The following is an 11,845-nucleotide window of genomic DNA, read 5'->3' as shown; positions in this document are numbered from 1 at the left end:
CGTATCCTTTGAGTTTTGGAGGTCTCCCGGCACCTAAGGTTTGCGACCGGTGCGCGGGGAGACCGTGTGTCCTGAATGAACCGCGCCGATTAGTTCGGGCGGTTCGCGCCTTCGTAGTAATCGCCGCGATTGATGGTCTGATCGTTCTGGGCGAGTACCGAGTGGTTGCCGCTGTTGATGCTGCCGGTGTGGCGGGCGTCGACATGCGACTGGGAGGCGTTCTTGTCTGCGCCCTGATAATAGTCACCAGCGGCAAGAGCGGCGCTGCCATAAGCTGCGGAAGCAACGAGTGCGGCAACGAGAGCAAAAGACTTGTTCATGTTCGTATCCTTTTCCTTTTGGGGTCTCCCGGCACTTAAGTTTGCGACCAGTGCACGGGAGATACGGTGTCTTGAATGAGCTGCGCCGAATTAGTTCGGGCGGTTTGCGCCTTCGTAGTAGTCACCACGGTTGATGTTGGCCTGATCGTTCTGGGCCAGAACCAGGTGGCCGTTGTTCTTGGCAGTGCTGTGGGTGCGGACGGTGTCGACCGCGACGGTAGCAGCATCCTTGGAAGCACCTTCATAATAGTCGCCGGCGGCGAGGGCTGCGCCACCAAAGGCGGCGGAAGCGATCAGGGCGGCGGCAAGGGTGGAGGTCAGAGACTTGGTCATTGATATAGTCCTTTCCGTCTGACGGAGGTTCGCTCTTGGGGTACGAACCGGGGAGAGTGATTTGCTGTTTACGGTGCTCATATCGGACCGATCGGTTCGATCCGGAAGACCCTCATTTGGGATACGACTGTCAATGAAATGTTGACGACCTGAGGTGGTGGTCTCGCATATGCGCCCTCCGGTTGATAGCCGTGCTTAATAAAGCTTTAGGAATGGGTGTTAATCGATTTAATCACGTCTGCGTTTTATAAATTGAGCAATTAATACAGTATGTTGCGTGTTTCCAAAATGGAATTAATCTAGGGTTGTGAGTGCTGTGCACAATGTGGCTTTTTCATGTCTTTTATGCGGCATTTAAATGAGGTTGGCATATTTCAAGAGTTTCACAAAACTGTGAAATGCAAAAATAGTTGCCAGAAGCGCGGTGGGAAAAGAGGCAGCGGCCTACCAACCGGGCAAAAAAATCTAGTTTGCCTCGCCTCTTCATGCAGAAAGCACGAGCTCCGGCAGCCGCGGCGAGGCGCCGCGACCGGGATAAATCATGCTTAGATGACAGCTATATGTACAAAGGGACGCTTAAGACCCACTCGATGAGCCTTCGGCAGATTTCATCACCCGCCCGTGCTCCGGTCGATCCTATAATATTAAAGACGCGTCCAGGTTTGCGACTTGCAGAGGATTTTCAGGACGCAGCCCTTCATCCGCAGCGAATTGCCCGAGACGGTGCCCGACCCGCTATAGGTCTTGTCTTCGGCCGGATCGGTGATCTGCCCGCTATATTGCCCGCCCGTGCCGGAAAGTCGGCCGATCTGCTTTCCCGCATGCTTGCCGGTGACCAGCGTCACGCAATAGGCGCCGCCGCAAGGGCCGATCTTCGCGGTTTCGCCGCTTGCCGTTTTCCAGTTTCCTTCGATTGCTTCGGCGGCGTTTCCGGCCGTTGCGGCAACCAGCACGAAAGCTGCCGCCAGCATCAATTTCTGCATCCTCGTTTCCCTCCCGATGCATGAGGCACGTTCATTGCGGACATGCCTTTTTCCTCCGGCCTTCCTCCAGAAAGCCGGTTCCCACAATATCTTACGCGAACGTAAAGGTAAATATGTGCGGAGGCCGGCTTCATCACCTCCGCGTCTGGTGCATCCGGCAAGGCTGACGCGATTCTTGGTTAGCAATCCGTTGAAATTCCAATTCTGAAGTTTTCGTAAAAATCCTGCAGAAGTCCTTAATAGGCAGGAGTTCCGATGTTTAACAAAAACTCAAATTTACCAATCATTTGAACTTTGTTTTCGGCAAATTAAGCATGCGTTTTAAGCGAGTTTTTGAAGGTTTCCGCGAAGGTTTGGGCATCAGACGAGCGGGAAACCCGCCGGCCGAGGGATCAAGAAGCCGCATGAAGACGGCGATCTCGAGGAGCCCGAAAGGGCATCGAAACAGGGACGATGAATAACAGGTACGAACAGGGATAAACCGATGGCACATTTCGAAACGCACATGTCCGAGCCCACCATGATGAGGGGAGAAGGACGCGCCGACGCTCTCTGTGAGATGGGAGTGCGGTACGCGACAGGCCGCGGGGTGGATCGCGATCTGGTTGCCGCGCACAAGTGGCTTAACATTGCCGCCATCAAGGGCTGCGATCGCGCCGCCGAGTTGCGCGCCGATCTGGTGTCGACGATGAGCAAGGCCCAGCTTGCCGAGGCGCTCCGCGCGGCTCGCGACTGGATGACGGTGCATTGAGTAGTGAGTAGTGATTAGCCGTTAGTGAGCAGAAATGCGGATTGCGCCAAGGTCCGCATGTGAAAGCTACTCACTACTCACTACTCACTACTCACTACTCACTACTCGCTACTCGCTTCAAAACCTGCGGCAGTGCCTTTGCCAGCAGCGTCATGTTCTCTTCCGGCCCGGTGCTGATGCGGATGCAGCGATTGAGCGGTGCCACGCCTGGCATACGAATGAAGACGCCGTGCTCCATCAATCCGTCGACGATCGCGCGGGCGTGGGCTCCGTCGCGGCCGCAATCGATGGCGACGAAATTGGTCGCTGAGGGCAGGGGGACAAGGCCGTCCTCGCGCGCGATCGCCGCGATCCGCTCCCGAGAGGCTTTTATCTTGCCGATCACTTCGGCTAGATAGGCCTGGTCCTTGAGCGCAGCGATTGCCGCCGCTACTCCGACTATGCTCATGCCGAAGTGATTACGGATCTTGTCGAAGGCCTGCGCCGTGCCGGGCGTAGAGATCGCGTAGCCGACGCGAGCGCCTGCAAGCCCGTAAGCCTTCGAGAAGGTGCGGGTGCGGATCACGTTGGGCAGGTCGATCAGCGCGGAGATCGGCGGTGTCGCCCCGGCGGGCGCGGTTTCGCAATAGGCCTCGTCGAGGATCATGAGGCAGGTTTCCGGCAGCGCCTTGGCAAAGGCCACGATGTTGTCGGCATCGTGCCAGCTTCCCATCGGATTGTCGGGATTGGCGAAATAGACGAGCGGCGCATTCTCCCGCTTCACCGCATCGAGAAGCCCTTCCAGATCCTCGCGGTCGTCCACATAGGGCACCGTGACCAGCCGCCCGCCATGGCCGGCAACGTGGAAGTTGAAGGTGGGATAGGCGCCGAACGAAGTTACGACCGGCATTCCGGGCTCGATGACGAGCCGCACGATGAGACCGAGCAGAGAATCGATCCCTTCGCCCACGGCGAGATTGTCGGACGAGCAGCCGAGATGGGCGGCGAGCGCCTGTTTCAGGAGAAAGTTCTCCGGATCGGAATATTTCCAGGTTTCCGTCGCCGCGGCACCGATCGCTTCGATCACGGAAGGCGCGGGGCCGAAGCCGTTCTCGTTCGCGCCGATGCGCGCCTTGACGGTAAGCCCCCGATTGCGCTCGATCGCCTCCGGCCCGACGAAGGGAACGGTTGCGGGAAGCGCGCCGACCAGCGGCGTGAAACGCGAAAATGCAGGCATGACGATGTCCCGGTTATGAAAGCCGGCACACAATAAGAGCGATTCTTTCCCATGCAAGGGCCGCGTCCGTTCACGACGTCCGCTCGCCGCGGAACCGCTTCTCCTCGTCCTTGAAGAGACGGCTCAGCCGCTCGATCACGAGGCGTATCTCCGGACGATGGCGATCGTCGTCATTGGCGACGATCCATATCGTGTGGGTGAGGTCCTCTATAATGTCACCCTGACGCCGAAGCCCAGGCTGCGAATCGCCCACGAAACACGGAAGGACGCCTCTGCCGTTGCCGCTGCGGATCAGCCGGGCAAGCAGGGCCGGCGAGTTCGTCCAGGTAAGAATGTCGGCCTCGTGATGCTGGAACACCCATTTGTCGGCGGGCGAAAAGGCATTCTCGGTGCCGATGGATATCCAAGGCAGCTCGTCGGAATCGGGAAGGTCCGAGGCCTTATATATAGCATAGGCGATGTCGACGGAGCGGCGCACCGCGACATTGCCGCTCTGCGGCCGGCGGTTGACGAGGCCGACATTCGCCTCCCGATAGGTGAAATCGACGCCTGCGTGCAGAGATTTGCAGCACAGGCGAAAGCGGTCCTCGCCGCCTCGGAGAGCTGGGATATTGTCGGCGATGAAGCCCGAAAGCCAGACATCGCTGCCGATCGAGACGATCGGGAGCGCAAAGGCCTTCCTGTGCCAGTCGGATATGCTTTCCGCCGTCCGGCGCATGGCCCGCACGTGTTCGAGCAGGACCTCGCCGTCCGGCGCCAGCCGGTATCCCTGTTGGCTGCGCACGAACAGGGTGCGCCCGGTCACCCTTTCGAGCGCCAGCATCCGCCGGCCGATCGTCGGCGCGCTGATGCCCGTGCGCTCGGCCGCGCCGCTGAGGCCGCCCTCCTGCGCCACATGGAAGAACAGTTTGAGGTCGTCCCAATCGGCATCCTTCATGGCGGCACCCTTATGCCTCAAACGGCGACTTCTCCATCTTTCAGCGGTGAAACGCGCCTTTCGCCGTCGCGTCTACAGGTCCGCTCCCAACCTCCCTAGCTGAACGGCAGGTATAGCCAAGACATTATAGATGGAGTGGATGCCATGCTTCTCAACTGGGTAAGGCTCTGGGAGCGTCTTAGGGACGAGGATTGCAAGAAGAAGAGCAATCCTCTTGCCGATCCGCTGGAGGGCACCGAATGGCGGGGTCTCCTCTGGGCGCTGCCGTTTCTCTCATGGGTTTCGGGCGGTTCTTCGCGCGCCGGCCGGAATCGGCCGGGCCGCCGCCTGCGATCGGAAAACGACGAACCTCAATGGCTCGTTTCGAAGTTCAGCCGCACGACGTGATGCAGGAATTCCGGATCGATCAGCATGTTGAAGCCGACCGTCAGCCTTTCCTCTTCCCGGCGGATGACCGTGCAGCCGATCTCGTCGTGGATGCCGAGGATTTCCAGGAAGAAATTGTTCGGCACCGGCATGTGCGGGGCGATTTCCAGTTCCGCACCATAGAGAGAGATGGAGTGGACGAGGCAGCGGAAATGCGTGGTCGTGCTCAACCGCCGGCCGACGAAGATGATTCTGCCTGGGCGATCCACGGTGAATTTCTGGAAGGCCCGGTCGCGCGGCGCGTCCCGTTTCGGGTCCTCGTCCATATTCAAGGGCATGGCACCCTCCTTTTCTCCTCATGCGGTCAGTCTAAGCCCAGATCGGCTGACGCATTCTGAAACAGATCATTAAAATGCCGTCTGTCCCGCGCGTTTTCGTCGCGCCATGGCTTCCGTGCGTACGCGCAACCGTCTGCGGTTGACGGGCAGGCGCGGCAGGGTTACGCCTCAACTGACGCGACATGCGTCATGTGGCGGATGTGTCAGGGGGATCGAGGTGACAGGCAGGCTGGTGATCGTCGGCGCGGGGCAGGCGGGTTTCGCGCTCGCCGCGAAGCTTCGCTTGCTGAAGGATGAACGGCCCATCACCCTGATCGGCGCCGAGGACGTGCCGCCCTATCAGCGCCCGCCGCTTTCCAAGAAATACCTGCTCGGCGAGATGGAATTCGACCGGCTGACCTTCCGCCAGGAAAACTGGTATGCGGAAAACCAGGTCGATCTGAGGCTTTCCACCCATGTCGAGGAGATAGACCGGGCCGCCAGGCGGGTGCGCATGCAGGACGGCTCCGTTCTGGACTATGAGACACTGGCGCTTGCGACCGGCTCCACGCCGCGCACACTGCCCGCCGCCATCGGAGGCGATCTCGACGGGGTCTTCGTGGTCCGCGACAAGCGCGATGCCGATCTGCTTTCCGGGGAGATGCGGGCCGGCCGGCGGCTTCTCATCATCGGCGGCGGCTATATCGGCCTGGAGGCGGCGGCGGTTGCCCGCCATCTCGGCGTCGAGGTGACGCTGATCGAAATGGCCGACCGTATCCTCCAGCGCGTCGCCGCCAAGGAGACCGCGGACGCCATGCGCGCCATCCACCTGCGGCACGGGGCGGTGATCCGCGAGAAGACCGGGCTCGTGCGGCTGCTCGGCGAAGGCGGCAAGGTGCGCGGCGCCGAGCTTTCCGATGGTTCGGTGGTCGATGTGGATGTCGTCATCGTCGGCATCGGCGTGATGCCGAATGACCGGCTGGCGCAGGAAAGCGGCCTTGATGTCGGAAACGGCGTAATCGTCGACGAATTCGGCCGCACCTCCGATCCTTCCATCTTCGCGATGGGTGATTGCGCCATGCTGCCCTGGAGAGGGCGGCGAATTCGTCTCGAATCGGTACAGAATGCCGTCGATCAGGCTGAAGCCGTGGCGACCGTTCTGGCGGGTGACGGCGAACCTTATGATCCGAAGCCCTGGTTCTGGTCGGACCAGTATGACGTGAAACTGCAGATCGCCGGCTTCAATCTGGGTTACGACGAGACGCTGGTGCGACCTGGAATGCGCGAGGGCAGCCTTTCCATCTGGTATTTCCGGGAAGGCGAGTTCATCGCCGTCGATGCGATCAACGATGCCAAGGCCTATGTCACCGGCAAGAAGATGCTGGAAGCGGGGATAGCGCCGGACAGGAGGGTGCTCGCCGATCCATCCATCGATCTCAAGCAGCTCCTTTCCTGACTCCTTTAATACTGGACGAACAACATGCCCGTGCCGAAGAATCACTTCAAAGCCGCCATTCGCGAGGATCGCCTGCAGATCGGCCTTTGGCTGAACATGGGCGAGCCGCTGCCGGCGGAGATTGCCGGAACCGCCGGTTTCGACTGGCTGGTGATCGACGGGGAGCACGGGCCGAACGACCTGCGCAGCATTCTGGCCCAATTGCAGGCGCTCGCGGCCTATCCGGTCGAGCCGGTGGTGCGCGTGCCGGTCGGCGAGCCGTGGATGCTCAAGCAGGTGCTCGATATCGGCGCGCGGACGATTCTCGTGCCCATGGTCGATTCGGCGGATCAGGCGCGCGAGCTGGTGCGCGCGCTGCGCTATCCGCCTAAAGGCATTCGCGGCGTCGGCGCGGCGGTGGGCAGGGCTTCCGCCTTCAATGCGGTCGCCGACTATGCCGATACCGCGGAGGACGAGATCTGCCTTCTGGTGCAGGCCGAGACCATGGCGGCGATCGCCGATCTCGAAAACATCGCGGCCATCGAGGGCGTGGATGGGGTCTTCATCGGTCCCGCCGATCTTTCCGCCGACATGGGCTATCTCGGCCGCATGGAAGCGCCGGAGGTGCAGGAGGTGATCGAAAAGGCGATCGCGACAATCACCGGCGCGGGCAAGGCCGCGGGCATCCTGACTTTCAGCGAATCACTCAACCGCCGCTATATCGATCTCGGCGCCCGATTCGTCGCTGTCGGCGCCGATGTGACCGAATTTGCCGCAGCACTTCGTGGGCTCGCATCCCGCTACGGCCGGGGCGGCGAACCTGCCGGACAGCGGGCCGGCTATTGAGAATCGATCTGTCCGCGGCAAGCATCGCCCGAAGAGCCGGCGTTCGGCCAGCGTGTGAATGCCACCGAATCGCCGGATCTGCGTCAGATAATCCATCGGCTCCGCCAGGACGGCCCGCTGGAGAATCAGCGCGCGCGAGCGGGGATATCAATCTCCCTGGGAAGCAGTTCGGACGGTGTGATTCGTCCAAAACTTGGCGGATGAATTCACAAAGGCCTTGCATTCACAGGCTCTTCAACTTACTGAGGCCTCACCGGAGAGGTGGCCGAGTGGTCGAAGGCGCTCCCCTGCTAAGGGAGTATACGTCAAAAGCGTATCGAGGGTTCGAATCCCTTCCTCTCCGCCATCAACACCATGCGTTTCGGGGTTTTCCACACCCGCCCGCTCATCCACATTCGGCATCGCCCTTTGCGGGAAAAGCCGTTCCGCGATGAACCGCATCGGTTGTTGCGCCCATTTCCCCTATGCCTTTGCTAAGTAACTGGCACATAAGTCCTTTCTTAACGAAGGGTAAATGTTGATGCCGTCCTGCTCTCGCTTTTGTGTCCTTTCGGCAACAGCCTTCATCGAAGCAGGTCGGATGAGCTTGTTTGGCTGTAGTTCAAGATTGCATGGCCTTCGACGTCTTGTATTTTCACATTCGGAAGCGAGGCGGTGGATCGTCCGTTTTCTGGTAATCGCGGGGATGGGGCAGGGAACGCTGTCCTTCAGCAAAGAACCCAGACCCAAACGAAACTTTGACTGGAGGTCAAAATGAACATCAAGAGCCTTCTTCTCGGCTCCGCTGCTGCCCTCGCAGCAGTATCTGGCGCCCAGGCGGCCGACGCGATCGTGGCCGCTGAGCCCGAGCCGATGGAATACGTTCGCGTCTGCGACGCGTTCGGTACTGGCTACTTCTACATCCCGGGTACGGAAACCTGCCTCAAGATCAGCGGTTATGTCCGTGTGCAGGTCGATGGCCGCAGCGATTTCGATATCGATGGCGTGGAACTGCAGGACGGCGGTTACCGCACCAACACGCGTGCTCAGCTTCGCTTCCAGGCGAAGAGCGACACCGAGTTTGGTGAGCTGCACTCTCAGATCACGCTGCGCGCCAACAGCAACAGCGATGACGACTACTACCTCGAAGAGAGCTTCATCCAGCTCGGCGGTCTGCAGGTCGGTTACTTCTACAACTACTTCGATATCGGTCTGCCGGGTGAAACCGTTCTCTCCGACGGCGGTCCGATTGCTGGCGCTGACTACATCGGTGGCGACACCCTGAACAACTCGATCCGCTACACCTTTGCAACCGAGGCATTCCAGGCTTACATCCAGGGTGACGCTTTCAACTCGCAGGCTGGTTGGAAGACCGACGAAGCCGGTAACGACGACGAACTCGGCGTCAACGGCCTGATCGGCGGCACGTTCGGCGGCGTATCCGCTAACCTCTTCGCGGCTTACGACTTCGACTACGAAGACACTGTTATCGCTTCCACGATCACCGCTGCGATCGGCCCGGGCGAACTCGGCATCTTCGGCGTGTACTCCTTCGGCGCGACCCGTTACTGGGACTTCTCTGAATGGACGATCGGCGCTGAATACGCCATCGCTGTCAACGAGAAGTTCAGCATCGCTCCGGGCGTTCAGTACTGGGATAACATCCTGTACGATGCCGACGGTGACTATGATGGCGGTAGCGCTTGGCGCGTTGGCGTGACCGCTGACTACAAGATCACCGAAGGCCTGACCGCCAAGGCGACCATCAACTACACCGACGTTGACCTCGACGACCTCGGCGATGGCGATCGTTGGGACGGCTTCATCCGTCTGCAGCGCTCGTTCTAATCTGATCTAGCGAATTCGATAGCTCGCAGCCTTCGGGTTGCGGGCTGTTGCTGTTGTGCAACTGCGCAACGAAGATGCTCGCATTCAAGCAGCATTTTCTTTCAGTGCACGTTGATGACAGAGCCGTGTCATTGTTTCTTTGCCTGACGGAGAGGCAGGAGAAACTGAGTTGGCGGGAGAGGCTGATCCAGACGCCGAAGGCGACTTCAGCACGTTCAAGCTAGCATATTCGGTTAACTTCCAATTCAATCAAGGCGGCCCATTCAAGGCTGTCAAAAGCATTAGTCTCTCCGAATTGTTCCAGAAGTATGGAGACATACTCTGGGAGGTTGGAAGCCATCGAAACAATGTCGCAGCCTTCATCGCTGAACTGGACGACATTTTGCTCGGGGCAACGTTCACTACTTTTTCTCAAGAGATGGTGGACGGCCTGATCGGCGAACTGCGCAAACGGAGCAACAGCAACGCAACCATCAACCGAAAGATGGCAGCGTTAAGCAAGTTGCTGCGGAAAGCGTTCAAGATGGGCGACCTACATAGCCTACCCGAGTTCAAGCGGCAAAAGGAACGAGCGGGGCGGATCCGTTTCCTCGAAACAGACGAGGAAAAGCGCTTGTTCTCGGCCATTGCTTCAAAGGATGAGCACTATCATGCACTGTGCGTGTTCCTTGTCGACACCGGGGCGCGCCTGGGCGAAGCAATAGGTCTGAGGTGGAATGACATCCATGAACGGCGGGTCACCTTCTGGATTACAAAATCGGGCAAAAGCAGAACGATCCCACTTACGCCCCGCGCGTTAGACGCAGTTACTGCTCAAAAAGGCCGTCCCGAAGGCCCTTTCGTTGCTATCGATCAGCAGCGATTCCGTTACATTTGGAATAGCGCAAAAGATCAGGTTGGCATGGGCATTGATCGAGATATCGTGCCACATGTTCTTCGCCACACCTGTGCTTCACGTCTGGTGCGGGGAGGAGTTGACATCAGGCGTGTACAAATGTGGCTTGGCCACCAAACATTGCAGATGACAATGCGCTATGCGCATTTGGCCTCGCACGACCTCGATGTTTGTGTGCCTATCCTCGAGCGAGCTTCAGGCTAAGAACGAGCCCTTCCTCCCGTCGATTTTGACTGATGGTCAGAATAGAATTCTGGCCATCAGTCAAAGAGAGGCGGCCTCCTCGTGGGCTTGTTTGCCGGCCCGCAACTTGTTCTGTGGACGAGAAAGCAATGCTGCTCCGGAGGGAGCATGGCCTCGAAGCGAATCGGTTTGCAACCAGGTGAGGTACACTGCCAAAGTCAACCGTCTGCATACGACTCAGTCTCGGTAGGTGATGGGCGACATCTGTACGCTCTTAATTGGATGTGGCGCGAGAACGGTGCCCTGCTCTCGACAATTCAGCGACTTTGCCAGCCAGTTGCCCGGCGGTGCCTGGCCTGCAAGCTGACGAAGTTGTCAATCGTTGACTTGGCTGTCATCACGGCGTTGTCGGGAATAGCACCTGCGCATGGCTTTTCCATAGGTGTACCGGCACAGACTGTCACCACACCAAAAAACGTTCATCTCGTTCAGGACCGGGACCCAAGCATACCTGAGCCAAGGAGAGTTGTGCGAGATAGGGAGGATAGAAGAGATCGGCGCGAGTGGCGACGGGACTGGCGCGGAGATAGGCGAGATCGCTATGGCTGGTATAATTACTCGCTTGCCGACACGTCATGTCGATTGGTGCTCTGCCCGATATCGTACCTACCGGGTTTCCGACAACACCTATGTGCCGCGAGCGGGGTGTCAGAGCCGAGTGCAGATTACCATATTATTGATACCTGATCGCGAACCAGAGACATGAACCCGTCGCGTTCAGGCGGGTTCATCGGTCGTAAGCAGGCACGACACTGGAAGTACGCCGAAACGACACCCGCGCGACAGCTTGCAATTTCAGCCATAACGGGCTCGATCAGCCTCCGTGTCAATTGACAGGAGGGCGGGCTTTTAGGGAAACAGTTCGCCTGTTCCGGCCAAACCCTTCAATAAGAGCCGCCGCCTGCATGGCTGCCTTGGTCTTGAGGAGGCACCGGCTTCCTATCCGCGGTGGCGCACCCGCTGAATGCGATGATAGCCAGCAACATAATGGAGTAGATGATCCATTTCATGGCACTTCTCCCGCGAAACAATTTGGGGAATGGAACTCGAGAGAGCTTACTGCTCTTTGGGGCCATTCGCCAGTTGATCCATTGCCGGATCAACGCCGGGGCACAATGCGGGTGCCACTCTCTGATCGATCCGCGCGCCCACTCCGCTCGCGTTCCATCCTGTGAAGCTCAGGAACGCTAATGCGTCCGCGGCTGCCGTGATCATGATCACGATCACCACGACTTCCATACCAATCTCGGTCAAACCGATCATAGGTGCGATAGCCGACGTATCGCCCTGATCCTCCGTCCCCAACGCAGCCGGCCAGGAATGAACAGACAATGCCAATCATAGTGGCCAAGGTGAAGGTTCTGATATTCATGATA

The 11,845-nt window shown here is 58.9% G+C and carries 14 protein-coding genes and 1 tRNA gene; 7 read left to right on the top strand and 8 right to left on the bottom strand.

Translation table 11 applies throughout. The features are described from left to right. Nucleotides 1-89 precede the first annotated feature (89 nt). The 3 genes from YH62_RS17965 to YH62_RS17955 all read right to left on the bottom strand — a co-directional run bounded on the left by YH62_RS17965 (nucleotide 90) and on the right by YH62_RS17955 (nucleotide 1,636). The gene (locus tag YH62_RS17965; RefSeq protein WP_046795645.1) at nucleotides 90-320 is read right to left on the bottom strand and encodes a hypothetical protein; all 231 of its coding nucleotides are present in this window, start codon (nucleotides 318-320) and stop codon (nucleotides 90-92) included. A 90-nt stretch (nucleotides 321-410) separates the two neighbouring features. Continuing rightward, nucleotides 411-653 carry a hypothetical protein gene (locus YH62_RS17960; RefSeq protein ID WP_046795644.1) on the bottom strand — a complete coding sequence of 81 codons (243 nt, stop codon included), beginning with the start codon at nucleotides 651-653 and terminating at the stop codon, nucleotides 411-413. 644 nt (nucleotides 654-1,297) lie between these two features. Next, nucleotides 1,298-1,636 (bottom strand): DUF2147 domain-containing protein, encoded by a 339-nt coding sequence (locus tag YH62_RS17955; protein WP_046795643.1) that lies wholly within the window; start codon nucleotides 1,634-1,636, stop codon nucleotides 1,298-1,300. Between the two features lie 484 nt (nucleotides 1,637-2,120). On the opposite strand from YH62_RS17955, the gene YH62_RS17950 reads away from it, so the two are divergent. Then, nucleotides 2,121-2,387 carry a sel1 repeat family protein gene (locus YH62_RS17950; RefSeq protein WP_046795642.1) on the top strand — a complete coding sequence of 89 codons (267 nt, stop codon included), beginning with the start codon at nucleotides 2,121-2,123 and terminating at the stop codon, nucleotides 2,385-2,387. Nucleotides 2,388-2,481: 94 nt separating this feature from the next. Here the strand turns inward: YH62_RS17950 and YH62_RS17945 are convergent, their stop codons facing one another. Together YH62_RS17945 and YH62_RS17940 are read right to left on the bottom strand one after the other, a co-directional pair. Next, nucleotides 2,482-3,603, bottom strand: a complete 1,122-nt coding sequence (locus tag YH62_RS17945) for a pyridoxal phosphate-dependent aminotransferase (protein ID WP_046795653.1) — start codon at nucleotides 3,601-3,603, stop codon at nucleotides 2,482-2,484. 70 nt (nucleotides 3,604-3,673) lie between these two features. After that, nucleotides 3,674-4,540 (bottom strand): LysR family transcriptional regulator, encoded by an 867-nt coding sequence (locus YH62_RS17940; protein ID WP_046795641.1) that lies wholly within the window; start codon nucleotides 4,538-4,540, stop codon nucleotides 3,674-3,676. A gap of 144 nt (nucleotides 4,541-4,684) precedes the next feature. On the opposite strand from YH62_RS17940, the gene YH62_RS17935 reads away from it, so the two are divergent. Beyond that, the gene (locus YH62_RS17935; RefSeq protein WP_052760454.1) at nucleotides 4,685-4,927 is read left to right on the top strand and encodes a hypothetical protein; all 243 of its coding nucleotides are present in this window, start codon (nucleotides 4,685-4,687) and stop codon (nucleotides 4,925-4,927) included. On the opposite strand, the gene YH62_RS17930 is transcribed toward YH62_RS17935, so the two are convergent. Beyond that, nucleotides 4,891-5,244, bottom strand: a complete 354-nt coding sequence (locus YH62_RS17930) for a PilZ domain-containing protein (protein ID WP_046795640.1) — start codon at nucleotides 5,242-5,244, stop codon at nucleotides 4,891-4,893. The two genes, YH62_RS17935 and YH62_RS17930, sit on opposite strands and share 37 nt — an antisense overlap. A 217-nt stretch (nucleotides 5,245-5,461) precedes the next feature. Between YH62_RS17930 and YH62_RS17925 the strand changes: the two genes are divergently transcribed. The 5 genes from YH62_RS17925 to YH62_RS17905 all read left to right on the top strand — a co-directional run bounded on the left by YH62_RS17925 (nucleotide 5,462) and on the right by YH62_RS17905 (nucleotide 10,430). Further along, nucleotides 5,462-6,679: an FAD-dependent oxidoreductase gene (locus YH62_RS17925; RefSeq protein WP_046795639.1), complete on the top strand. Its 1,218-nt coding sequence runs from the start codon at nucleotides 5,462-5,464 to the stop codon at nucleotides 6,677-6,679. A 24-nt stretch (nucleotides 6,680-6,703) separates the two neighbouring features. Continuing rightward, nucleotides 6,704-7,504: an HpcH/HpaI aldolase/citrate lyase family protein gene (locus YH62_RS17920; RefSeq protein WP_046795638.1), complete on the top strand. Its 801-nt coding sequence runs from the start codon at nucleotides 6,704-6,706 to the stop codon at nucleotides 7,502-7,504. A gap of 255 nt (nucleotides 7,505-7,759) precedes the next feature. Further along, nucleotides 7,760-7,850, top strand: a tRNA-Ser gene (locus YH62_RS17915). Between the two features lie 407 nt (nucleotides 7,851-8,257). Beyond that, nucleotides 8,258-9,331: a porin gene (locus YH62_RS17910; protein ID WP_046795637.1), complete on the top strand. Its 1,074-nt coding sequence runs from the start codon at nucleotides 8,258-8,260 to the stop codon at nucleotides 9,329-9,331. A 169-nt stretch (nucleotides 9,332-9,500) separates the two neighbouring features. Next, nucleotides 9,501-10,430 (top strand): site-specific integrase, encoded by a 930-nt coding sequence (locus YH62_RS17905; protein WP_046795636.1) that lies wholly within the window; start codon nucleotides 9,501-9,503, stop codon nucleotides 10,428-10,430. Between the two features lie 923 nt (nucleotides 10,431-11,353). Here the strand turns inward: YH62_RS17905 and YH62_RS31030 are convergent. Both YH62_RS31030 and YH62_RS17900 read right to left on the bottom strand, forming a co-directional pair. Beyond that, a complete protein-coding gene (locus tag YH62_RS31030) occupies nucleotides 11,354-11,479 on the bottom strand; it encodes a hypothetical protein (protein WP_280950066.1) in 126 nt (41 codons plus the stop codon). Nucleotides 11,480-11,525: 46 nt separating this feature from the next. Further along, entirely contained in the window at nucleotides 11,526-11,732 is a 207-nt protein-coding gene (locus tag YH62_RS17900) for a hypothetical protein (protein WP_046795635.1), read from the bottom strand. Nucleotides 11,733-11,845: the final 113 nt, after the last annotated feature.

The organism is Rhizobium sp. LC145, from assembly GCF_001005825.1.
Lineage (GTDB): Bacteria > Pseudomonadota > Alphaproteobacteria > Rhizobiales > Rhizobiaceae > Neorhizobium.
The sequence above is the reverse complement of the archived record's forward strand: the minus strand, read 5'-3'. Positions and strand labels throughout refer to the sequence as shown.

Bases quoted from the DNA above. Each gene is read 5' to 3' on its own strand.
- YH62_RS17965 (WP_046795645.1), bottom strand. From the start codon at position 320: ATGAACAAGTCTTTTGCTCTCGTTGCCGCACTCGTTGCTTCCGCAGCT.
- YH62_RS17960 (WP_046795644.1), bottom strand. From the start codon at position 653: ATGACCAAGTCTCTGACCTCCACCCTTGCCGCCGCCCTGATCGCTTCC.
- YH62_RS17955 (WP_046795643.1), bottom strand. From the start codon at position 1,636: ATGCAGAAATTGATGCTGGCGGCAGCTTTCGTGCTGGTTGCCGCAACG.
- YH62_RS17950 (WP_046795642.1), top strand. From the start codon at position 2,121: ATGGCACATTTCGAAACGCACATGTCCGAGCCCACCATGATGAGGGGA.
- YH62_RS17945 (WP_046795653.1), bottom strand. From the start codon at position 3,603: ATGCCTGCATTTTCGCGTTTCACGCCGCTGGTCGGCGCGCTTCCCGCA.
- YH62_RS17940 (WP_046795641.1), bottom strand. From the start codon at position 4,540: ATGAAGGATGCCGATTGGGACGACCTCAAACTGTTCTTCCATGTGGCG.
- YH62_RS17935 (WP_052760454.1), top strand. From the start codon at position 4,685: ATGCTTCTCAACTGGGTAAGGCTCTGGGAGCGTCTTAGGGACGAGGAT.
- YH62_RS17930 (WP_046795640.1), bottom strand. From the start codon at position 5,244: ATGCCCTTGAATATGGACGAGGACCCGAAACGGGACGCGCCGCGCGAC.
- YH62_RS17920 (WP_046795638.1), top strand. From the start codon at position 6,704: ATGCCCGTGCCGAAGAATCACTTCAAAGCCGCCATTCGCGAGGATCGC.
- YH62_RS17910 (WP_046795637.1), top strand. From the start codon at position 8,258: ATGAACATCAAGAGCCTTCTTCTCGGCTCCGCTGCTGCCCTCGCAGCA.
- YH62_RS31030 (WP_280950066.1), bottom strand. From the start codon at position 11,479: ATGAAATGGATCATCTACTCCATTATGTTGCTGGCTATCATCGCATTC.
- YH62_RS17900 (WP_046795635.1), bottom strand. From the start codon at position 11,732: ATGATCGGTTTGACCGAGATTGGTATGGAAGTCGTGGTGATCGTGATC.